Source organism: Ruegeria sp. G5 (genome assembly GCF_056533365.1).
In genome coordinates this window covers 453,141-475,755 of the sequence record NZ_JBQFOK010000003.1, presented here as the reverse complement: position 1 = coordinate 475,755, position 22,615 = coordinate 453,141, and the positions used below count along the sequence as shown (strand labels likewise).

22 protein-coding genes and 1 pseudogene are annotated in these 22,615 nt (G+C 54.8%); 13 read left to right on the top strand and 10 right to left on the bottom strand.

Going from position 1 to position 22,615, the window contains the following annotated elements; translation table 11 throughout:
* Nucleotides 1–302, top strand: a pseudogene (locus tag ACR0BD_RS08095) (FAD binding domain-containing protein); the annotation flags it as partial.
* A 38-nt stretch (nt 303–340) separates the two neighbouring features.
* On the opposite strand, the gene ACR0BD_RS08090 reads toward ACR0BD_RS08095, so the two are convergent.
* Nucleotides 341–1,144, bottom strand: coding sequence for an FAD:protein FMN transferase (locus ACR0BD_RS08090; protein WP_480829864.1), 804 nt, complete (start codon nt 1,142–1,144; stop codon nt 341–343).
* Nucleotides 1,145–1,230: 86 nt separating this feature from the next.
* Nucleotides 1,231–3,294 carry a 4Fe-4S binding protein gene (locus ACR0BD_RS08085; RefSeq protein ID WP_480829863.1) on the bottom strand — a complete coding sequence of 688 codons (2,064 nt, stop codon included), beginning with the start codon at nt 3,292–3,294 and terminating at the stop codon, nt 1,231–1,233.
* Between the two features lie 201 nt (nt 3,295–3,495).
* Here ACR0BD_RS08085 and pqqA point away from each other — a divergent pair, with 201 nt between their 5' ends.
* The 7 genes from pqqA (at nt 3,496) to ACR0BD_RS08050 (ending at nt 7,645) form a co-directional block, all read left to right on the top strand.
* Entirely contained in the window at nt 3,496–3,603 is a 108-nt protein-coding gene (gene pqqA, locus ACR0BD_RS08080) for a pyrroloquinoline quinone precursor peptide PqqA (RefSeq protein WP_170537497.1), read from the top strand.
* Nucleotides 3,604–3,629: 26 nt separating this feature from the next.
* A complete protein-coding gene (gene pqqB / locus ACR0BD_RS08075) occupies nt 3,630–4,517 on the top strand; it encodes a pyrroloquinoline quinone biosynthesis protein PqqB (protein ID WP_480829861.1) in 888 nt (295 codons plus the stop codon).
* Nucleotides 4,514–5,242 carry a pyrroloquinoline-quinone synthase PqqC gene (pqqC, locus tag ACR0BD_RS08070; protein WP_480697259.1) on the top strand — a complete coding sequence of 243 codons (729 nt, stop codon included), beginning with the start codon at nt 4,514–4,516 and terminating at the stop codon, nt 5,240–5,242. Before pqqB ends, pqqC begins: the two co-directional genes overlap by 4 nt.
* Entirely contained in the window at nt 5,239–5,526 is a 288-nt protein-coding gene (gene pqqD / locus ACR0BD_RS08065; RefSeq protein ID WP_480829859.1) for a pyrroloquinoline quinone biosynthesis peptide chaperone PqqD, read from the top strand. The genes pqqC and pqqD overlap by 4 nt, the downstream gene beginning before the upstream one ends.
* Nucleotides 5,523–6,617, top strand: a complete 1,095-nt coding sequence (gene pqqE, locus ACR0BD_RS08060; protein ID WP_480829857.1) for a pyrroloquinoline quinone biosynthesis protein PqqE — start codon at nt 5,523–5,525, stop codon at nt 6,615–6,617. Before pqqD ends, pqqE begins: the two co-directional genes overlap by 4 nt.
* 165 nt (nt 6,618–6,782) lie before the next feature.
* The gene (locus ACR0BD_RS08055; protein WP_480697254.1) at nt 6,783–7,304 is read left to right on the top strand and encodes a DUF4142 domain-containing protein; all 522 of its coding nucleotides are present in this window, start codon (nt 6,783–6,785) and stop codon (nt 7,302–7,304) included.
* Nucleotides 7,304–7,645: a cupredoxin domain-containing protein gene (locus tag ACR0BD_RS08050; RefSeq protein ID WP_480829855.1), complete on the top strand. Its 342-nt coding sequence runs from the start codon at nt 7,304–7,306 to the stop codon at nt 7,643–7,645. The genes ACR0BD_RS08055 and ACR0BD_RS08050 overlap by 1 nt, the downstream gene beginning before the upstream one ends.
* A gap of 580 nt (nt 7,646–8,225) precedes the next feature.
* Here the strand turns inward: ACR0BD_RS08050 and ACR0BD_RS08045 are convergent.
* From ACR0BD_RS08045 to ACR0BD_RS08025, 5 genes are all read right to left on the bottom strand, one after another.
* A complete protein-coding gene (locus ACR0BD_RS08045) occupies nt 8,226–11,018 on the bottom strand; it encodes a bifunctional aconitate hydratase 2/2-methylisocitrate dehydratase (protein ID WP_480829854.1) in 2,793 nt (930 codons plus the stop codon).
* A gap of 217 nt (nt 11,019–11,235) precedes the next feature.
* On the bottom strand, nt 11,236–12,048 hold the full coding sequence (locus ACR0BD_RS08040; protein ID WP_480829852.1) for an IclR family transcriptional regulator: 813 nt from the start codon (nt 12,046–12,048) through the stop codon (nt 11,236–11,238).
* 111 nt (nt 12,049–12,159) lie between these two features.
* Nucleotides 12,160–13,119 (bottom strand): substrate-binding domain-containing protein, encoded by a 960-nt coding sequence (locus ACR0BD_RS08035; RefSeq protein ID WP_480697247.1) that lies wholly within the window; start codon nt 13,117–13,119, stop codon nt 12,160–12,162.
* Between the two features lie 84 nt (nt 13,120–13,203).
* Complete coding sequence (locus tag ACR0BD_RS08030) at nt 13,204–14,490, bottom strand: ABC transporter permease (protein WP_480829850.1); 1,287 nt, start codon at nt 14,488–14,490, stop codon at nt 13,204–13,206.
* Nucleotides 14,491–14,517: 27 nt separating this feature from the next.
* Nucleotides 14,518–16,068, bottom strand: coding sequence for a sugar ABC transporter ATP-binding protein (locus ACR0BD_RS08025; protein ID WP_480829848.1), 1,551 nt, complete (start codon nt 16,066–16,068; stop codon nt 14,518–14,520).
* Between the two features lie 598 nt (nt 16,069–16,666).
* On the opposite strand from ACR0BD_RS08025, the gene paaA reads away from it, so the two are divergent.
* From paaA to ACR0BD_RS08000, 5 genes are read left to right on the top strand one after another with little or no spacing between them, the layout of a single operon-like run.
* Nucleotides 16,667–17,662, top strand: a complete 996-nt coding sequence (paaA, locus tag ACR0BD_RS08020) for a 1,2-phenylacetyl-CoA epoxidase subunit PaaA (RefSeq protein WP_480829874.1) — start codon at nt 16,667–16,669, stop codon at nt 17,660–17,662.
* A gap of 4 nt (nt 17,663–17,666) precedes the next feature.
* Complete coding sequence (gene paaB, locus ACR0BD_RS08015) at nt 17,667–17,957, top strand: 1,2-phenylacetyl-CoA epoxidase subunit PaaB (RefSeq protein WP_480829847.1); 291 nt, start codon at nt 17,667–17,669, stop codon at nt 17,955–17,957.
* Nucleotides 17,957–18,715, top strand: a complete 759-nt coding sequence (gene paaC / locus ACR0BD_RS08010) for a 1,2-phenylacetyl-CoA epoxidase subunit PaaC (protein WP_480829846.1) — start codon at nt 17,957–17,959, stop codon at nt 18,713–18,715. The genes paaB and paaC overlap by 1 nt, the downstream gene beginning before the upstream one ends.
* A gap of 5 nt (nt 18,716–18,720) precedes the next feature.
* Nucleotides 18,721–19,179 (top strand): 1,2-phenylacetyl-CoA epoxidase subunit PaaD, encoded by a 459-nt coding sequence (paaD, locus tag ACR0BD_RS08005; RefSeq protein ID WP_480829873.1) that lies wholly within the window; start codon nt 18,721–18,723, stop codon nt 19,177–19,179.
* Nucleotides 19,180–19,190: 11 nt separating this feature from the next.
* Entirely contained in the window at nt 19,191–20,258 is a 1,068-nt protein-coding gene (locus ACR0BD_RS08000; protein WP_480829845.1) for a 2Fe-2S iron-sulfur cluster-binding protein, read from the top strand.
* Here the strand turns inward: ACR0BD_RS08000 and ACR0BD_RS07995 are convergent.
* The 3 genes from ACR0BD_RS07995 to paaI are packed head-to-tail and all read right to left on the bottom strand — an operon-like array spanning nt 20,255 to nt 22,615.
* On the bottom strand, nt 20,255–20,863 hold the full coding sequence (locus ACR0BD_RS07995; RefSeq protein WP_480829844.1) for a TetR/AcrR family transcriptional regulator: 609 nt from the start codon (nt 20,861–20,863) through the stop codon (nt 20,255–20,257). The two genes, ACR0BD_RS08000 and ACR0BD_RS07995, sit on opposite strands and share 4 nt — an antisense overlap.
* Nucleotides 20,864–20,867: 4 nt before the next feature.
* On the bottom strand, nt 20,868–22,178 hold the full coding sequence (gene paaK, locus ACR0BD_RS07990; protein WP_480829843.1) for a phenylacetate--CoA ligase PaaK: 1,311 nt from the start codon (nt 22,176–22,178) through the stop codon (nt 20,868–20,870).
* Entirely contained in the window at nt 22,175–22,615 is a 441-nt protein-coding gene (gene paaI, locus ACR0BD_RS07985) for a hydroxyphenylacetyl-CoA thioesterase PaaI (protein WP_480829841.1), read from the bottom strand. The genes paaK and paaI overlap by 4 nt, the downstream gene beginning before the upstream one ends.

Below are 22,615 nucleotides of genomic sequence, written 5' to 3'. Positions count from 1 at the left end.
CGGTGCCGCAGGCGGCGAGCTATCAGAAGTTCCTGCAGCCTGCGTCTCGGTTTGCATTGGTCGGCGTCTATCTGGCGCGGTTCGCAGATGGCGTGCGCGTTGCCGTCACCGGTGCCAGCGAGGATGGCGTCTTTCGCTGGTCCGAGGCAGAGCAGGCTCTGAACACAGAGTTCCGCGCCGATGCGCTGATGGACCTGCGTATCAACCCCGCCAACATGATCGGCGACCTGCATGGCAGCAAGGAATACCGCGCACATCTCGTCAGCGTCATGACTAAACGCGCAATCCAAGCCTGCGCTTAAATCATTCAAAAGCCCCGGTATAACAAACGGGGCTTTTGTTACGACCCTAGCGTTGTGGCACTTCCATTTGCGCTGATGCAAATCGCCGAAGGCTTGCCCTGGGCATTGGACAGCATTTCCGTAATTTCATCTGCAGTCGCATAGCAAAAAGCTGTAGACAAAGCATCGGCTGTGGTCGCATCCGATGCTTCGACACTGACGGTCGACCACGCAGGTTTTTGCGCCCCTTTTGTGTTCACTATGTGCAGATGATCCGCCCCTAAGGGCATTGCTCCGGGGCTGGATGTCGCAACAGCACGATCTTTGGGCCTGATGGTTTTCACGATCCCATGGACCGGGTCCGAAATGCCAAGCGTCCATTGACGCCCAGAGGCGAAAAACTCGCCGATATTAACCAGAACTTCTGTCCAGCCTGAGCGGCGCAATTCCTGCGTGACTAGATCAGTCGCGAAGCCTTGCGCGATACCATTCAAAGTCACAGCCTGATTTTCGCCCAGAGTAACGCGATCTGACGACAAACTAACGCGGTGCCAACCGACTTGTTCACGCGCTGCATCCAAGTCGCGCTTTCCAGTAGCGGCAGCAGCCCATAGCGGCTGAACAGTCGGGTCGAACCGGCCATCGGTGACCCGAAACATATCATCACAGGCTTTCAATACGGCGGTAAACTCAGGCTCGGGGTTAAGCAGAAACCCATGCGTATTCAACTGCGATACAGCAGACATAGGGCGGTACAGGCTAAACAATGCTTCACACCGTTCCAACAGGGCCTGAACGCGTGCGATCGCGCGATCTGCTTCAGCAGGATCGCCATTGAACGTAAGGCTGACCTCCGCCCCCATAGCGTATCCTTGCCATCGGTGTGACAGCGCTGCTGCAGGTGTTGCAAGAGAAGCTGCAGAAATAGCCAAAAAGCGCCGGCGATTCATCATTCTGCGGCTACCTTTCTTGCCTGACGGCGCGCAGCGATGATCAAAGGCACGCAGCGGCTGTTGTCATCATGAATTGTAACGCAATCCAAACACTGGAAACACTCATCGTATTGGACTTCCCCTGTCTTCTTGATCGCGCCGTATTTGCATTTGACTTTGCACAATTGGCACGGAGACCCACACTCCGCCCGCCGATCAATCCAGGCATGACCGCGGACCAACCCGCCAATCGCAAGAAGCGCCCCAAGCGGGCAGACGTAACGGCAAAACCCTTTGAACAGAACCATTCCCAGCAACAACCAGAATGCGGCATAAGCGACATAGTACCATTCGCGGACAAAGAAGGTCGTAACGGCGGTTTTGAATGGCTCGACCTCGGCAGCTTTGTCGATCTGGTCAGGGGCAATGAACACTACGCCAATTAGCCAGGCGAGAACGACGTATTTCAGCCATTTCAGCCGATTATCCCACACGACCGAAGGCTCAATCTGCTGCAATCGAAGGGCCTTGCCTATATGGTGCGCAAATTCCTGCATCGCACCAAACGGGCATAGCCAACCACAAAACAGCCCCCTACCCCAAGCAACCAACCCAACCAGCGTCACGGCCCAGATCAACAGCGAAAAGGGATCGTACAGCAGGAAGGCAAAACTGCCGCCCTCGAGCGCCGTGCGCAAAGTACCAAGCGCAGTTACGATAGATAGCTGCCCTTGGCCCCACCACCCGACAAACCCGACAACAAAGGCCAGAACGCCAAGCCGGAGAGGCGTAAACAAAGGTTGGGCAGCCAGCGCATTCATACGGAAACCCAAGCCGACCAAAATTGCAGCTAAAACCGCTGAAAGGACAATCAAGTCACCTTGGCGGTTTCGCAACGCTTCTAGCCAGGGAGGAGCCGGTTTGATCTGAACAGGGCGATCGAAAAACCGCTCGGGGGTTGCGTGCGAAACCTCTAACGTCACAGATCCGGTTTCGGGCTGAAACATCCCATGTTCACGGACCGCGAGAATTTTCAGAACCCATTCGCGCGATGGATCAAAACCCAACCGTCTGTCGGTGCGTAAGATCATCGCCGTGCCGTCAGGCATCCCATCGGCCAGATCCACCAGCAGATCTGCATCCCGCAATGCCACCGGCAAACCGTCTTGTTCGGCTGATATCCAATCGGGTGCCGTGTTGCGAACAAAGTCTTCGCTGACCAGACCGTGACGAGCGGTTTCGATCAAAAGGATCGGTTCATCATGATCTGAAATCTCCAGAAAGTTCTGGAGTTCATCAAAACTGCCCTCGGACAATGCGGCGCGCGCGATGGACTTTGGCCCCAGATCGACAACCCAAAGATCAAGATAAGCTTCGTCGGGATAGTCCTGCGCTTCGGGATCGTCGTCCTCCCACAATGTATCTTTGAACAAGGCGTCTACTTCGGCATTCGTGATGACCTTGTGGGTCGCGATACCCTGCCCAACCAAATCATCCCAGCTCAGCGCCTCATCATAATCCGCTTTCGGGAAAGCGGGCGGAGCTGTCGCCAACCCCTGCATCTTTTCGCGTGCAACGGCGAGAGCGGCGCCCATAACGGATTCGTGCGCAATACGAACGCTCGCCGTCGCCTTAGTGACCCCGTCGAGGTAAACAAGCTGTGATCCCGATGCAGCATCTCCGTAAGGTGTGCCCACTACGATCGAGTCCGAAATCGACAATCCTCCGTACTGCTCAAAGTACTTGTGGAAAGGGGCCTGACCCAACCCCGATACAAATATCGGCTCGTTGTGTTCGATCAGTTGGACGTCCAGAAACCGGCCCTCAAGGTCAAGGACGACCAGCATGTTTATCGGTGCTCCGGAAAAACCCGGCAGGGGCGCTAAAGGCTCTGTTTCAAAGACATATCCAGCTTCGATCCCACCTGAGTTCAACAGAGCGTACACGCCGTTTTCGTTCAGTAGCTCCCCCAACGAGAATGGCGCGCGAACATAAGGTTCGATCCGCTCACGCGGCAATGGTTCGGCAACTGCCATGAGGCTGCCCAGAACCAAAAGGATCATTGCAAGGATCGCGCGCATGCTCGCGAGACTATAATTCCGACTTGCCAGCGAACATTCGACAAAAGTCCTAGCCAGCCTATCTACGACCTCAAGGTGGTTGACGCAGCAAACAATCGGAATGAAACTACGCCAAATATCGTACGACCAAAGCAGCATTTTCCGAAACTGACGCGGCTTGTACGTTTTATGTTAACGCCAGTCATTAAAGGGAGGCATCTTATGACCTGGAGCACACCAAAGCTGAAAGAAGTAAATTGCGGCATGGAGATCAACATGTATTCTCCGTCCGAGGACGAAGGCCGCGAGCACGAGCGCGACCTGTTCTGATCAATTAATCTCAGCGGAGGCCCGAGGTGCATTTTCTGGTTCTTGGGGCTTCTGCCGGCGGTGGATTACCGCAATGGAATTGTGGTTGCCGGAATTGCGAGGATGCCCGAAACGGGCTGATCCCGCCTTCCGGTCAATCGTCGTTGGCAGTATCGCCTGATGGCGAGCGATGGAGCGTTCTGAACGCTTCGCCTGATATCCGGCAGCAGATGCTGGACAATCCCAAACTTCACCCTCGTACACTGCGCGACACACCAGTTGCGTCAGTTTTGCTGACGAACGGGGACATCGACCATATCGCGGGGCTGCTTAGCCTTCGTGAACAAACGCCGTTTTCATTGTTTGCAACGGGCGACATTCTGAATGTTCTGGCTGAAAATCGCATCTTCGACGCCGTGAACCGCGAGAAGGTATCCCGTTCGCGAATTACCCTTGATCAGGATTTCGAATTGCAGGGCGGCCTGACGGCCCGCATCTTCGCAGTGCCGGGAAAGGTGCCTTTGTTCATGGAAGGTGACACTGTCGAAACCGATTTGATTGGTGAGCAAACGGTTGGCGTACGCCTGACCACTGGCGACAAGGTCGCCTATTACATTCCCGGTTGCGCCCAAGTCACCCCCGAGCTGCTGACGCAGGTGGCCGATGCGGACCAGTTGTTCTTTGACGGCACGCTTTGGGATGATGATGAGATGATCCGATCTGGCACAGGTGTAAAGACCGGGCAGAGAATGGGCCATATTTCCGTAAGCGGTCCCGACGGATCCATTGAACGTCTTGCGGGTCTCAAGGCTGCGAAGACATTCATCCACATCAATAACACAAATCCAATGCTGCAACCCAATGGGCCCGAACGCGCGTTTGTGGAAAACGCGGGCTGGGGCATCGCCTATGACGGGCAGGAGATCATGATATGACGCGCGAAACTCTGGAAGCTCGTTTGCGCCAGATCGGAGACGAGCGCTATCATGACAAACATCCTTTTCATCATCGCTTGCACAGCGGTCAGTGCACGCCCGATCAGGTTCGCGCTTGGGTCGTAAACCGCTGGGCCTATCAGGCGGCGATCCCGATGAAGGACGCGGCGTTTATGTCGCGCTGTACCGATCCTGAAATACGCCGCGAATGGCGTTCTCGTATCGAAGATCACGATGGCGGAACGGACTCTGGCGGCGGCATCAGGCGATGGTTGAAACTGGCCGAAGCGGTTGGTTTGGATCCCGACTATGTCGCGTCAGGCCGGGGTGTGTTGCCAGCAACCCAATTTGCTGTGGATGCCTATATCCACTATGTGCGCGACAAACCTCTCTTACAGGCGGTTGCGTCTTCACTGACCGAACTGTTCGCGCCCAAGATCCATGAACAGCGGATCGAAGGATTGTTGGCCCACTATGACTTTGCCAATGCCGACAGCTTGTCCTATTTCCGCAAACGTTTGACCGAAGCGCCAAAAGACGTGGCATATGGGCTGAACTGGGTGTTGGACCATGCCGATACCGCTGAAAAAGAAGATATGGCCTGCGAGGCGCTGATCTTTAAAACAAACGTGCTTTGGGCCCAGTTAGACGCCCTTTGGTCTGCGTACGTGGAACCTGGCCGTGTTCCGCCAGGTGCATGGACACCAGGGGAAGGCATGTTATGAGCTTGGCTTTCTCGGATACAGATCGCCCTTATCTGCCACGCGGCGTTCGCATTGAGAAAGACACGGTCCGCGACCGCACCGTTTTGATGGCCCCTGAAAAGGTCATCGAGTTAGACGATATAGGCGTTGCGATCCTCTCACGCGTCGACGGCAAGGCTGGCTTCGGCGATATCGTTGGTGACCTTGCCACGACCTATGGTGCACCGACTGATGTGATCGAAAAAGATGTGCAACAGTTTCTGCAGGCATTGCGTGGTCGCCTTTACGTTATGGTGAACGCATGACGATTGCGCCCCCTATCGCCATGCTGGCGGAACTAACGCATCGCTGCCCACTCAGCTGCCCGTATTGCAGCAATCCGGTCGAATTGGAGCGCAAGAATACGGAACTGAGCACGGATGTCTGGAAAGACGTATTTTCGCAAGCACGAGAACTGGGCATCCTGCAATTGCACTTATCAGGCGGCGAACCAGCCTCGCGCAGAGATCTGGAAGACCTGACGCAACACGCCGCTCAGATTGGGCTTTACACCAACCTCATTACTTCGGGTGTAGGATTGACGCCGAAACGTCTGGACCAACTCGAAGAGGCAGGGCTGGATCACGTCCAATTGTCGCTGCAAGGTACCAATGCGGATTTGGCCGACCGCATAGGCGGTTACCGGGGCGGATTCGATCGCAAGATGATCGTCGCCAAGGAAATCCGTGATCGGGGTATTCCGCTGACCCTGAACGCTGTCATGCACCGCCACAATCTGGACGATCTGGACCGCACCATAGAAATGGCTGTCGAACTTGGGGCCAGACGGTTGGAAGTGGCCTGCGTCCAGTTCCATGGTTGGGCATTGAAAAACCGCGCGACACTGCTGCCGTCGCGCGAACAGACAATAGCCGTAAAGGACAAAGTGGCTGAAGCCGCGCAAAGGCTGCAGGGTGTGTTGGCCTTCGATTTTGTCCCCCCAGACTACTACGCCGATTTTCCCAAGGCCTGTATGGGGGGCTGGGCCTCAACAGGTGTGAATGTAACGCCCAATGGAACGGTCTTACCCTGCCACGCGGCCCAAACGTTGACGCACCTGAATTTCCAGACAGTTCTGGACGCAAGCCTCAAAGACATCTGGTACGACAGCGAAGCCTTCAACGCCTATCGCGGAACGGAATGGATGCCGGAACCCTGCCAAAGCTGCGACCGCCGGGACATCGATTTCGGAGGCTGCCGTTGTCAGGCGCTTGCATTGGCCGGCGATGCATCCGCAACCGACCCGGTGTGCCGAAAGTCACCGCATCACGAACAGGTCCGAGCCATACTCGACGACGAACCGGCACGTGCGCCTGACACCTTTGTGTATCGAAAGTTGGATACCGCCACACAATAAACGCTTTGCGTTTTCCGCGTTGGTTTAGCCGCCCACATGCATCACTTCATTGTCGTTCGTCCGCACTCTCGGACGATCTGTGCGGGTTTTTGAACGCTCCGGCATGTGGTTCGCGGCCAAGATGCCGATACTGGTGGCAATCAAAAACCAACTGGAGTGTCCCCAATGAAACACCTCTTTACGGCCGCTGTCGTCGCCGTCGCATTCGCTGCACCTGCCGCCGCGCAAGAAATCGCGGACATGAGCGATCTGGAATTCGCGCATATCGCCTATACTGCCGACAATATTGATATCCGTTACGCGCATTTGGCGCTGGCAATTTCTGAAAACCCAGAGATCCACGAGTTTGCCAATACGATGATCCGCGATCACACAGCGGTAAACGCTGCAGCTTTGGGATTGCTGGAAAAGCTTGGTGCGACAGCGCAAGACAATGCGTTCAGCCAAACACTGAATGAAAATGCCGAAGAGATCATAAACAAGCTGTCACAGCTACGTGGTGCAGAATTCGACGAGGCGTACGCTGCGAATGAATTGGCATATCACCAGGCGGTAAACGATCTGGTTGAAAACGCTATGATCCCAAATATCGACAATGCCGAGGTGAAGGCGCTGTTCGTTCAGGGTTTGGAGATTTTCAAAGCGCATGAAGGCCATGCCGAAATGATGGTCGAGGCATTGAATTAATGTCCCGGCTGGTGTCACGTCGTGGTGTCGTGACCGGAGCGGCTGCATCAGCAGCCGCTTTTTCGCTGCAGGTACGACCTGCGAAAGCGAAAACCACGCATGAGGTTTCGATACGTCGTTTCGTTTACGAGCCATCGCATCTGACAGTGCAGGTGGGTGATCGGATCAGATGGACCAATTTCGATATCGCCCCCCACACAGCCACGGCTGATGCGTTCGGTTGGGACACGCTTGAGTTGGCGCAAAACCAGAGCGTCGAAATAGAGGTCCGCGAAGGGATGGAAACGACATATTTCTGTGCCTTTCACCCTCACATGAAAGGCTCACTCGAGGTTGTTTGAACCGCGGGTACGAGATTGTTTCACCCGAGGCCAAAGCTGCTGTCGCCAACAAAATTGCTCGATTTGTCGAAGATGCGGATTCCGGCTTGTTTGACTATGATTGACCCCATAAGTGTAAACACCCTGCATTTTCATATAAAAAAGCCGTGCTGCATTTGCGCTGAGCCCGGGTGGATGGCTCGCCATTTCAGGTTTTGGCCCAAAACAGTACCGTGAATTGGTCCAGATTGGCTCATCCGCAGCGGCCCCGGGACTACTGAGCTACCAAAACATGGTGCATGCCGTAGGTCCAAAGCTTGAGATCATCGGGCGAAGCGGCCCAAAAGATGCAGTTTTCAACTGCCCGAGAGGTCTTGGATCACCTTAGGAAAACCGGTGTGAATGGTCGTGCCCGACAAACTTGGACAAAATCCACTTTGCCGCGATTCACCGAACGCTACGAAGTATTGCGCCAACACGGCGGCCTTCTGCCTTTGATCTACCACGCAACTTGGCTCGTTGCACTGAAGCCAGACAGAACCGGTTGCGTTGGGGCCTTAAATCGGGCCGGTGCGTCCACGAGACGACCGGCCCGATATGTTTAGAAATGCGCAGACTTGCTGCCTGCCAGTTTTTCGACAGGAGGAGCAAACCGGGTCAGATCAATGCCGTCGACCGCAGATTTGTACTCGTCGATGTTTGGCGTGCGCCCAAGGATGGCAGACAGAACAACCACAGGCGTCGAAGCCAACAGGGATTCCCCTTTTTTGTCGGCAGAGTCTTCAACGACACGGCCTTGGAACAATCTGGTAGACGTGGCCAGAACGGTATCGCCTTTGGCTGCTTTTTCCTGATTACCCATGCACAGGTTGCAACCGGGACGCTCGAGGTAGAGGATATTTTCGTACTCGGTACGCGCTGCGGTCTTTGGGAACATGTCGTCGAACTCAAAGCCCGAATACTCCTGTAAGGTGTCCCATTCGCCCTCTTCTTTCAACTCGTCAATGATGTTGTAAGTCGGGGCTGCAACGACCAGCGGAGCTTTGAACTCGACCTTGCCGTTTTGCTTTTCGAGGTTTTTCAGCATCTGAGACACGATGATCAGGTCACCCTTGTGAACCATGCAGGACCCGACAAATCCCAGATCAACCTTCTTGTCGCCGCCGTAATAAGAAACCGGGCGGATCGTATCATGGGTATACCGTTTGGATACGTCTGCGTTATTGACATCCGGGTCCGCGATCATCGGCTCATTGATCTCATCCAGATCAACGACAACCTCGGCAAAATACTTGGCATTGTCATCAGGCGTCAGCGCGGGAACTTCACCCGACTTAATCTGGGCGATGCGCGCGTCCGCACGGTCGATCAGGCCTTGCAGCGTCTTGGCCTCATTCTCCATACCTTTGTCGATCATGATCTGAATGCGGCTTTTGGCGATCTCAAGAGATTCCACAAGCGTCTCGTCCTGCGAAATACAGATTGAGGCCTTTGCCTTCATCTCGGCTGTCCAGTCGGTAAAGGTAAATGCCTGATCCGCCAGTAGGGTACCGATATGAACTTCGATGATGCGCCCTTGGAACACGTTGTCTCCAAATTGCTTGAGCATCTGGGCCTGCGTTGCGTGGACAACGTCGCGGAAGTCCATATGATCGGCCATCTTACCTTTGAAGGTCACCTTGACGGATTCTGGAATGGGCATCGTCGCCTCACCCGTGGCAAGCGCCAGTGCGACGGTCCCCGAATCTGCGCCGAACGCCACACCTTTTGACATACGGGTGTGGGAGTCACCGCCGATGATGATCGCCCGGTCGTCGACAGTAATATCGTTCAGAACCTTGTGGATCACATCCGTCATTGCGTGATATTCGCCCTTGGGGTCGCGCGCCGTGATCAGGCCGAAATTGTTCATGAAGGACATCAGACGTGGAATGTTCGCCTGTGCTTTCTTGTCCCAGACCGACGCCGTGTGACACCCTGATTGGTACGCCCCATCTACAGTCGGAGAGATCACTGTCGCCGCCATCGCCTCAAGCTCTTGCGACGTCATCAAACCGGTCGTGTCCTGCGAACCCACGATGTTCACCTTGACCCGCACATCGGAACCCGCGTGCAGCACTTTGCCGTCTGTCACGCCCACGGCGTTGCGGTTGAATATCTTTTCAACCGCGGTAAGGCCCTGACCTTCGTGGCTGATTTCCTTTGACGGTGCAAAGGCCGATTTCAATTCGATACCGAGGGTCTGAGAGGCAAACGTCTGAAGTTTCTTACCGAATACAATAGCATAGGATCCACCAGCCTTGATGAACTCCAGCTTTTGCGGAGTGAAGGATGACGCGACATCAACCAACTCGTTCTTTCCGTCGGCGTCATACAGCTTTTTGTCCGCGGTATTGATGGTCATAACCGTGCCGGTCTCGACCGAGTATTTCTGCTCGAGGATCGGGCTGTCATCGTTGTTCAGGATCGGATTTCCTTCGGAATCCACCTTTTTCACCCAGTTCTTCAAGTCGATCCCGATACCGCCGGTCACCCCGACCGTGGTCAAAAAAATCGGAGAAATGCCGTTGGTTCCGGCCACAATCGGGGCGATGTTGACGAAGGGGACATAGGGGCTGGCTTGCTTACCCGTCCAAAGCGCCACGTTATTCACCCCTGACATCCGTGACGACCCAACGCCCATGGTGCCTTTTTCAGCAATCAGCATTACGCGTTTGTCGGGATGCTGCAGTTTCAGCGCCTCAATTTCTTGCTGTGCCTTTTCCGAGATAAAGCACTTACCATGCAACTCCCGGTCCGAGCGCGAGTGCGCCTGATTACCCGGCGACAACAGGTCGGTCGAAATATCACCTTCGGCTGCGACGTAAGTCACAACTTTGATTTCTTCTTCAATGTCGGGCAATTTGGTAAAGAACTCCGCGTTGGCGTAGCTTTCCAAAACGTCCTTTGCGATCGGGTTTCCTGCCTCAAAGGCTGATTTCAACCGGTCGGTATCTGCATCATACAAAAAGACCTGAGTCTTCAACACTTCGGCCGCTTGCGCCGCGATATCCGCATTGTCCCCCAGAGCCAGGTCCAGCAGAACCTCAACCGAAGGGCCACCTTTCATATGTGAAAGCAATTCGAACGCAAATTCGGTCGAGATCTCTGCCACATCAGCCTCGCCCAAGATGATCTCTTTCAGAAACGCGGCTTTTTCTCCCGCGGCGCTCGTGGTGCCGGGCAAGGTGTTGTAGATGAAAAACTGCAGAGAGCCTTCGCGATGCGGATTGCCGGCATCTTTGATCTGGGCAACAATCTCTTTGACCAGCGCACCATCATCAATTGGCTTGGGGTGCAGACCCTGCTCTTTGCGCGTTTCGATTTCAGTAAGATAGTCTGTGTAAAGGCTCATGGCGACCCCGACGAGTAAGCGTTTAACGAAGCGAGCAAACCGGCAGCAATAGGCCTGTGGCGACCGTCCGGATCCTCTTTGTATGCCGCGGTATACTATTTGCGCACACAGATCAATACACCTTTGGACCAGTTTGGTCGCTAACGTTTCAGAAGGATGTGATCTTTATGGATGATTGGATGGCTGGCGACTTCAAATCGCCGCACCCCTGGTCAACTCAGGCCAAACCGCGCCACGAGGAACGAGGCAATGGCATTCTTGTCGAAATGTTCTCCTGCAATTGAAGAACGGTTGTTTTCAATGCTTCAATCACCAGTTCACGCCGGTTATCGATCAAAGCCGCCGAAAAATGCGGGATCGTCAAAGCAGCGATAACCGTCTTACCAGCGACATGACGGATAGGTGCTGATATTTCACTGATGGCATTGCTCTCGGGGCTATCGAGCGAGATTATCCCCTGCTGCGCGCAAAGCGCTGCCTGATCTGAAAAACTGTGCAAGGCGTCCGGGTTTTCACCTGGCACCAACCTTTCCAGATAGGCCAACCGATCTTCGACGGTGTCGATTTCCGACAGAAAACACGCGCCCACAGAGGTTGGATAGACTTGGTTCGTATAACCAACCTGAACGTTGACCCCATAATTCTGTGGGGATGCCACGCTGTTAATGACAGTCAATTTACCTGCATTACCGGGCGCCCAAAGATGGTTTGACAGATCGGTCTCTTCGGCCAAGCGCTGCATGTACGGATCAGCCAGTTCAGCAAGCTTGCTGTTATCCGTCCGTTCACCACCCAGCAAAGCAAGCTTTCCCGTCAGCTTGAACAGATCGCCTTCCTGACGCTCAATATAGCCTCGCTCTTCCAGAACAATCATCATGCGGAAGATCTCGTTTTTCGATCGCCCGATACCTTGCGCCAGTTGCGAGAGCGTGGGTGAGACATCCGATAAAGACAGGAATTCCAGAATATCCAACCCCTTTTCCAACGCAGGGGCCGAGTATTTCTGAAGTTTCGTCTTTTGCTCGGACATCCAGTCACCCTCTTGCGTCAGCTTTCTCAGAAAAAGCAGCAGGGGCGCAAGCCCCTGCGTACTCGGCCAGCCATCCCGACAGGGAGGAGAAAGATCGCCGGCCTTGCCCGTTTACTTCAGACCATTCTTTTCAAGAACAGCGTCCGCATTGGCCGAGGTGATCGCCTCGGTTCCCATCACAACAGATTTCGGAACTTCCTCACCTTTGAGGTGCTTAAGAGCCTGACGCAGGCCTTCGGCGCCCGGAGTTGGGTACAAGAAGGTTGCCGACAGCTCGCCATTGGCGACCCAGGTTACACCTTCGCCGGGCAACGCGTCTACGCCGATGAACATGATGTCATCTGCACGGCCCGCGTCCTTGGCGGCCAGATAAGCACCATAAGCCATCGGGTCATTGTGGCCGTAAACCATAGTGATGTCTTCATAGTTGCGCAGGGCGGTCGACATGATGTCATAGGCCTGATCCTGCTTCCAGTCGCCCGACTGCTGATCCAGCAGGAAGGTCACGCCTTCTTCGCCTTCAAAGGCTTCGTGGAAACCGTTTGCGCGGTCATGTGCTGCCTGAGTGCCTAGGCCGCCCCAGATTTCAACGATCGTTCCTTTGGCAGCCCCTGCGCCACCCAACTGTTCCAGAGCGAATTTGCCCGCCTCACGACCGATCAGTTCGTTGTCTCCGCCGACCCACTGAACGAATTTGTCGGTGTCCACATTGCGGTCCAGAACAAAGACGGGGATGCCCGCGTCAGTTGCCTGCTCGACCACACCGGTCAGACCGGCGGATTCCTTGGGCGAGATCAGGATCGCGTCTACTTCCTGACGGATAAAGTTCTCAACATCCGCAACCTGCTTTTCCGTCCGGTCATTTGCGTCTGCGATGATCAGCTCGACATTGTCGTGCAGATCCGCTTCGGCGCGCAGGTCTTTGTTGAACTGGACGCGCCAGGGCTCAACGGTGGTCACCTGCGAGAAACCGATCACATAGTTGTCTGCAGCCAGCACCATTGAGGCCGAAAACGAAGTTGCAAGCGCGGTGGCAGCCATCAGGCTCTTGCCAAATGTTCTTCTTTTCATAGTTTACTCCTTAGTCATGATGCGGGTTTTTTCGAATTCCCGCGTTCTGATTGCGCTCTGACCTTGGTCCGCCAAGATTTAAGGTCAGAGCCTCCTCCCTCTGCCCAGGCGCTCTTTCGCCATGACAAAGATCTCTTCAAATCGCCCTTCCTGAAGCAGGACGGCGACCACGATGATGATGCCTTTCAGCACCAGCTGCGTGTTGCTGTCGATGTTGTTGAGTTGCAGGATGTTGCTGAGGAAGCCAAAGATCAGCACGCCCACAAACGTTCCCATAATCGCGCCACGGCCACCCATCAGGCTAGTACCGCCGATGACCACGGCTGCGATTGCGTCCAGTTCCAGCCCAAGGCCCGCATCCGGTTTCCCTTGCCGGAACTGCGCCACATAGAGCACCCCAGCCAGCGCCGAGAGTCCCCCGGCCAGCGCATAGGTGATGATCTTGTTGCGGCCCACATTGATGCCCGCCAGACGCGCGGCCTCTTCATTGCCGCCAATGGCCATGAGGTAGCTGCCAAAGGTGGTAAAGCGGGTAATCAGGAAGAAGATCAGCAAAACCGCAAGGAAGAACAGGCCGGGTACAGGCAGGACGCCCCACAGCAATTGACGCAGCACTTCGAAATTCTCGGTTGCGTTGCTGCCGGTATAGACCGGGTAAACTGCCGTATCCTGACCGGCAATGACCCGCGCCAGACCCAGCGCGCCCACCATCATAGCCAGTGTCACGATAAAAGGCTGCAACCGGCCATAGACGATCAGCGCGCCGTTGACCGTACCCATCACAGCACCGATGCAGGGAACCACGATCAGTACCGCCAGGACGCCGAACTTCGGCATCACCTGACCTGCGAGCCAGACCATCACACCGATCGCGATGGCGGCTGCGACAAGACGGCTCAACATCCGCGACGGCGCGCTTGTGGTGGCCGCGTTGTCAGAGGTGCGGTTCAGGTTGCTTTGCACGAAATAGATCAGGGCCGCTATGGCCACAAACAGCACGATCCCGGTGGCAGGCACGCCGAAATAGCTGGCAGCGGTCCATCCTTCTTGCGTCAACAACATGGCGCAGATCACCGTGCCCAAGGCCATGACCGACCCAACCGACAGGTCAATCCCCGCGATGAAAATCACCATCGTCATGCCCACGGCCACAATCCCCGTGACCGAGACTTGACGCAGAATGTCCGTCAGATTGCCCAAGGACAGGAAGATATTGTTGCCCTTGGACGAGACTGGCGAGGTCAGTGCGCCAAATAGGATCAGCGCAAAAAGACCCCAGTAAAGCTTGGTCTTGTTCAGCAAGCGCATGAACATCGCATAGCCTTGATGTTCCGGTTTCGCTGTCTGGCTGTTGGGTTCCATAACGGTCATGTCTTTTCTCTGGTTGGGCCGGGGCAGTTAGCGGAACTGCATCGCCAGGGCCTTGATTGAATCTACGGTCATCTCGTCGCGGGACAGCTCTCCTGCCAACTGCCCTTCGCACAGCACGATCATGCGATCACAAACGGCCATGAATTCGGACAACTCAGAACTGGCAAACAGAACCGAGATCCCCTGATCAGCCAGTCGCCCGACCAGATCGTAAATCTCATCCTTGGCGCCGATATCGATCCCGCGGGTGGGCTCATCCAACAGCAGCACCCGGGGTTCCGTGGCCAGCCACTTTCCCAAAACCACTTTCTGCTGGTTCCCGCCGCTCAGCTTTCCGACCGGATGGTCAGGACCGGTGGCCGCTACTTTCAGAGTTTCTATGGCTTTCAATGCCTGCTTGCGCTGCTCGGCTTCGGAATACCGACCGAACCGGGATTGCAATGGCATCAATGGCAACGCAACATTCGAAGAGATCGACCGGTCAAGGATCAGACCGTTTCCTTTTCGATCTTCTGTAATCAGCGCAAGCCCGTTGCGGACACCGTCCTGCGGACGCACAGGGCGTAAAGGACGCCCTTCCAAAGTCAGTGACCCTTGATAGCTGCCACCACGGGCACCAAAAAGCGTTTCCAGCAATTCTGTCCGGCCTGCACCCAGCAACCCACCAACGCCAAGCACTTCACCCCGTTTCAGGTCAAATGAGATGTCATCCAAAACCTTGCGACGGTCACTCCAGGCTGTCAGGTTTGCCACGCTCAGAACAACTTCGTCTGTAGCTGGGTTCTGTCTGGCGACCGGATTAATCTCGACCGTGCGGCCAACCATCATGCGGATCAAGTCGTCCGGCGTTGTTTCCGTCGCCAGTCGTGTTCCGATCAAATCGCCATCTCGCAGAACCGTAACACGGTCGGAAATCTCGAAGACTTCGTCCATGCGGTGTGAGATGTAGACGACAGCAACGCCCTGCAGCGCCAGATCCCGCACCACTTCCATGAGAATATCTGCTTCGGCCTGGGATAGCGCCGAAGTCGGCTCGTCCATAATCAACAGCCGTGCGTTCATTAGTAGGGCGCGGGCAATTTCGACCAATTGCTGTTCGCCGACCCTAAGGTCTTTGACAGGCGTGTCGATATCCAACGTGAACCCAAAACGCGACAGCGCCTTCTGCGCTTTGTCACGAAGGGCTTTGCGATCAATGAACGTGCCGAATTTCCGGGGCTCATGCCCCAGCAAAACATTCTCGGCGACCGTCATCTCGGGGATCAGGCTCAGTTCCTGATGCATGATGACGATGCCGTGCTGTTCTGCATCACGAGGTGCGCTGAATTCGACCGTCTCGCCATCTATCTGGAACGCGCCAAAGGTCGGCTTTTGCACGCCGCTGATGATCTTGACCAGCGTACTTTTGCCCGCCCCGTTTTCACCCATGAGGGTGTGAATCTCACCGCCTTCGATGGCGAGGTTCACGTCGCGCAGGACCGAAACGCCCGAAAAAGACATGCCGATCCCATTGAGAGACAGGGAAATCTGGCTTTCGGTACCGTGCTTCGCCCGCAGAGCCGATTGCTTGACAGTCATTACAGCGCCTCCCCACGCCATTTTCAAAACGAGTCTCCTCAAACTCGTTTCATATACAAAACCACTCCCACAGATAAATCGTCAAGCTTTTTTTATAAGTGGTGATTTGTGCATTTGATGAACGGCCATTCGGACACCGATGCCCCGCTAAAATGGCAAATCGTTTTTCTAACCATCTTGGCCATTTAGGTGTCTGTAATTGCTATATTATATTTGAAGAACATTGATTGGCAGGCGTCGAATTAAACCGACCTTCCGGTTGCCTCAACACGCATTGGGGAACGTAGCTGCCCCAAGCCTAACCGGTTTCATATGTGCAACAGCCCGCCAGTGAAACGCTCTTCCGATTCCATCAAAATACCAGCGGCCAGGGTTTGGCTTTGACAGATGCGGCTTGCATCATCAGACTGGGATTCCACTTGACTAGATCCCGGGAAACAGTGTGCACCTGATGGGTTTTTATCCCTATTAATCGTCGGCCTCGGTTGTCACCAATTCAATCCTTTCACTACCGCAATCTCCTTACGTTACAAAAATTTGTATTTAGTTTTTTTCGGTAACATAATATGGTGCAAGAGGGATTGAGGAGGACATGACCATGTACGCGCAAATGGTGCAGTCGACAGGGCGCGGTGTTCAATCGCGCGAAGATATGAGCCCGCAGGATCGTGCCTTTCAGGATCGCATTGATCGGGGCGACAAGATTGAGCCCAAGGATTATATGCCCGACGCCTACCGCAAGACCCTGATCCGTCAGATTGGGCAGCATGCGCATTCCGAAATCGTTGGCCAACTGCCCGAAGGAAACTGGATCACGCGCGCCCCGACACTCGAGCGGAAAGCAAATCTGCTTGCCAAAGTGCAGGACGAGGCAGGACACGGTCTTTACCTGTATTGCGCCGCGGAAACTCTGGGGGTCAGCCGAGATGAACTGGTCGACATGTTGCATTCCGAACGTATGAAATACTCGTCAATCTTCAATTACCCCACACTGACATGGGCGGATATGGGTGCTGTCGGTTGGTTGGTGGACGGCGCGGCCATTATGAATCAGGTGCCGTTGCAGCGAACCTCATATGGTCCCTACGCCCGCGCGATGGTCCGCATCTGCAAGGAAGAAAGCTTTCACCAACGCCAAGGCTATCACATCATGATCAAGATGGCGAAAGAGGGCACCGCCGACCAAAAACGCATGGCACAGGACGCTTTGAACCGGTTTTGGTACCCTGCCCTCATGATGTTTGGCCCGTCCGACAAAGACAGCGTGCATTCAGCGCAATCCATGGCTTGGAAAATCAAAATCAACACAAATGACGAGCTTCGGCAAAAATTTGTGGATGAAACAGTGCCACAGGCCGAGTTTCTTGGGCTGACAATCCCAGATGCTGACCTGCGCTGGAACGATGAAACCGGGCATTTCGATTATAGTGAGCCCGACTGGTCCGAGTTCTACCAAGTCATCTCGGGCAATGGTCCTTGCAATTCCGAACGCCTAACCGCGCGGCGCAAAGCATGGGACGATGGCGCATGGGTGCGCGAGGCCATGCTGGCACATGCGCGAAAATCCCGCAAACAATCCCACGCAGCGGAGTAATTTAATGACGCATGAAAATGAATGGCCCCTTTGGGAGGTCTTTATTCGGGGGCAGCACGGCATGAGCCATCGGCATGTGGGGTCGCTCCATGCTGCGGACGCGGCCCATGCCATCCGCAACGCGCGCGACGTTTATACTCGTCGGAATGAGGGCGTCAGCATCTGGGTGGTCGAGGCTGCAAAAATCGCAGCCTCCAGCCCATCTGACAAAGGCCCCTTGTTTGATCCGGCGCGTGACAAAGTTTACAGGCACCCAACATTTTACGACATCCCCGACGAAGTTGGAAAAATGTGATGGCCGACAATCCTTTGTTCCAATTCCTTTTGCGGCAGGGCGACAACACGTTGGTCTTGGGGCATCGCACGTCCGAATGGTGCGGCGTTGCGCCGATACTGGAAGAAGACATCGCCCTCGCGAACATGGCGCTGGATCTCATCGGTCAAACGCAAATGTGGCTTGGATACGCGGGTGAGGTCGAAGGTCTGGGGCGGACCGCAGACAATCTGGCCTTTTTGCGCGACGTTTACGACTTTAAGAATCTTTTGATGCTCGAAGTGCCAAATGGTGATTTCGGCCGTACGCAGATGAGGCAGTTTTTCTTTGATGCCTTTCAGGTGCCGTGGTTGACCCGCTTGCAGGAGTCATCGGATGTTCGTGTCGCAGAAATCGCCGCCAAGTGTTTGAAAGAGGCTTTGTACCATCTGGATCGCTCGTCCCAAACTGTGATCGCGCTGGGAGACGGAACAGCAGAGAGCAACGCGCGCATGGCAGATGCATTGGCGTATCTTTGGCCATACAGCGGTGAAGTTTTCGTAGACGACGAAACGGATCATGCAATGGCGCAAGCGCAGATCGCTCCTTTGCCGTCTGAATTACGTGAAGCTTGGCTGGATACCGTTAACAAGGTTCTGACCGAAGCGTGCCTGACGTTGCCTGAAGAGAATTACGTTCAAACCGGTGGGCGCACTGGATTTCGCCATACCGAACATCTGGGCCATATGCTGGCGGTTATGCAAACGCTTCAACGGTCTTACCCCGGTGCGACGTGGTAGACGCGATGGCGATCACCCAGGCACAGGTATGGGATTTACTGGACACGGTACCTGACCCCGAGATCCCGGTGATTTCGGTCGTTGACCTGGGCGTTGTGCGAGATGTGTCGATCTCCCAGGATCAGGTGACGGTTACAATCACGCCGACATACTCGGGATGCCCGGCAATGTCTGTAATCACGATGGACATTCAAACCGCGCTGGAAAGGAACGGCATCCTAAATCCCAAGATCAAAACCCGCATCGCTCCGGCTTGGACGACAGACTGGCTATCGGACAAAGGACGTGCGCGACTGGAGGCGTATGGGATAGCACCGCCGCAACCAGCGGGAGGCCCCACTCGGTGCCCACTTTGCAAGTCTGTTCAGATCGAAAAGATTAGCCAGTTTGGGTCCACACCGTGCAAGGCGCAATGGCGGTGTCAGGACTGCCTTGAACCCTTTGACTATTTCAAATGCATTTGAGGTCCGCCCCAATGGCCAAGTTTCAACCTTTGAAAGTGACTCATATCCATAAGACAATCCGCGACGCTGTCGTTGTGACCTTGTCGCCGGAAAAGGCCGAAGACTTTCAATTTGCGCCGGGCCAGTACCTGACTTTCAAACGCCATTTCGACGGGGAAGAACTGCGGCGATCTTATTCCATCTGCGCTGCCCCACATGAAGGCATTTTGCAGGTTGGCATCAAAAGCGTCGATGGCGGTGCTTTTTCCACTTGGGCCAATACCGAGTTGCAAGTGGGCGATGTCATGGATGCCATGCCGCCGATGGGGAACTTTCACGCTGCTGCAGAGGTCGACGCGCCCCATTACCTGGCTTTCGCTGGCGGGTCAGGCATTACACCGGTGCTTTCAATCCTGAAGACAGCTTTGTCAGAGGACCCCGCGGCCCGCTTCACGCTAATCTATGCCAATCGAACACCAAATACGATCATGTTCCGAGAGGAGCTTGAGGACCTAAAGAACCAATATTTGCATCGCCTGAATATCGTTCACATTCTGGAAGATGACAGTCAGGAGATCGACCTGTTCAAAGGCCGCGTCGATGGCGAAAAATGCGCGGCTCTGTTTCAGAATTGGATCGACATAAACTCGGTTTCTATGGCCTATATCTGCGGGCCTGAACCTATGATGTTAGCGATTTCACAAGCGTTGAAAGACCACGGCCTGACGAAAGATCAAATCCGTTTCGAATTGTTCGCCTCGTCGCAGCCCGGGCGCGCGAAAAACCGTGCCGCATCAAAATCCGACGGCAAAAGCGGCACCCAAGCACGCGTTACATTAGGTGGTGTACGGAGCAGTTTCACCATTCCGAAAGACACCAGCCTGCTCGAGGCCGCGTTGGCGGAAAACCTTGATGCGCCGCACGCCTGCAAAGCCGGAGTATGCTCTACCTGCAAGGCGCGCGTGCTGGAAGGTGAAGTTGAAATGGTCAATAACCATGCCCTCGAAGACTATGAGGTCGAAGCGGGGTTTGTGCTGACTTGCCAGTGTTTTCCGGTGTCAGAAATAGTTGTCTGGGACTATGACGAAGCCGGTCATTAATCCACAATCTGCGTGCCGGGCAACCCCGACACGGTCAGCCGGGCGATTACTTGGGCATAGCGTTCGCGATCCGCGCGTGTCGCCTTTGGGTGCCACATGTAATACCAATTCAGCATCCCGAATACAGACATGGTGACTTCGCGCAGTAGCTGAGGGGCTTGACGCAACTGCCCGCCGCTAATTGCGTCCAACAAGTCACTCATCTGGGCAACCATTTTCTTCTGATATGCCTTCAGCGTTTTTTGCATCGCTTCGGGTAGTAGTGACAACCCTTCGGTCTGAATTGTGTGCTCGTAATCCATGCCTTCGTAGGCCAGCAGATACTCGCGCAGAACGATATGCAATTGGTCCTCGGGCTGTTTCCCTTCCAGGTCAACTTCGGTAACACGCGTCGCCAATTCGGAAAGATATGTGTCCAGAATATCAAACAGCAGCGCTTCTTTGCTGTCATAGTAATGGTAGATGTTTGCCTTCGAGATACCGACACCTTTCGCCACCTGATTCATCGAAGCACGGGCTATTCCTTCGTGGGCAAAGACATTGGCCGCAACCGCAAGGATGCTTTGCCGTTTTTGTTCGTGATCCTTTGCGATCGTCCGCGCCACAGGATTACTCCTTCGGCCTGTTGTCGATGACACGACGAGCCTTACCCTGACTGCGCTCGACACTTCCGGGTATGCCCACATCGACGGTGGCGCCGACGCCAATCGTATCTTTGATCTTTTGGGACAAGACACCCGTCAAGGCTTGTCTGGCCTCGGCCGTTGCAGCGCCGCTTTCGGCCTCTACATGGACCGTCATCACGTCCATACGCCCTGCTCGATCCAGTGAAATCTGGAAGTAAGGCGCAAGGTCGGGGGTCGCCAGAACCAACTCCTCTATCTGAGTTGGGAAAACATTCACTCCGCGCAGGATCATCATATCGTCTGACCGCCCGGTAATCTTTTCCATCCGTCGCATCGAACGTGCCGTGCCGGGAAGCAGCCGTGTCAAATCGCGGGTACGATAGCGTACCATCGGCAGGCCTTCTTTGGTGAGCGTGGTAAAAACCAACTCACCCATTTCACCATCCGGTAAAACCTCTCCGGTGTTGGGGTCGATGATCTCGGGGTAGAAATGATCTTCCCACACATGCAGTCCGTCTTTGGTTTCAACGCATTCATTGGCAACACCCGGGCCCATGATTTCGGACAGCCCATAAATATCAACGGCGTGCATATCGAACGCCTCTTCGACCTCGACCCGCATTGCGTTTGTCCACGGCTCGGCCCCGAATATGCCAACCTCCAAGGAACAATCACGCGGGTCCAGACCCGCCGCGTGAAACTGTTCGAGTATATTCAACATATATGATGGTGTGACCATGATGGTGCTGGGTTTAAAGTCCTGAATCAGCAAGACCTGCCGCTCCGTCATCCCGCCTGAAACAGGAACGACGGTGCAGTTCAGATGCTCGGCACCGTAATGTGCGCCAAGGCCGCCAGTGAACAAACCATACCCATAGGCAACGTGCACCATGTCACCCGGCCTTGTCCCGCTGGCGCGCATTGAACGCGCGACAAGATGCGCCCAATTCTCAATATCTGTGCGTGTGTAACCCACCACCGTTGGTTTACCTGTGGTCCCCGAGGATGCATGAACGCGCACAATTTGTTCGCGCGGCACGGCGAACAAGCCAAACGGATAGTTGGCCCTTAGATCCTCCTTGTGGGTGAACGGAAACTTGGCAAGATCTTCGAGGGAATTCAGATCATCCGGATGCACGCCCGCGGCATCAAATCTTTCTCGGTAGAATGGGACGTTTTCATAGGCATGCCGCAACGACCATTGAAGACGCTTTAACTGCAAGGCACGGATTTCATCAATGGATGCAATTTCGATCGGGTCCAAGTCTTCACGTGCCGGCGTTAGATCTTTCATGAGCCCCTCCCCTCTTCATCAAAAAGATGCCCGCGCACCGCACGCGAGCAACCGCGGAATTCAGCGATAAGGTCGTTGTCCTGATTGACGACGGTCACGTCATAGATGCCGTTGCGCCCCCTGAGACTGACCTCCGTCGCAGTGGCGGTCAGCTGGTCTCCTGGCCTTGCTGGCGCGACGTATGTGATCGCGTTGTGATGCGCGACCGTCGACTGATTTCGACTATTGCAGGCAAAAGCAAACGCAGTATCCGCCAGCATGAAAATTACGCCACCGTGGCAGATCCCATGCCCATTCGTGTGTCGCTTCTCAACGACCAGAGAAAGTTGCGCATGCCCCTCATCCACATTTTCCATCTTTAGCCCAAGTGCCGGACTTGCGCTGTCTTTGTTCCACATTGCCTGAGCTGCGCGTTCTGCCCGTTCCTTCGGTGTCAT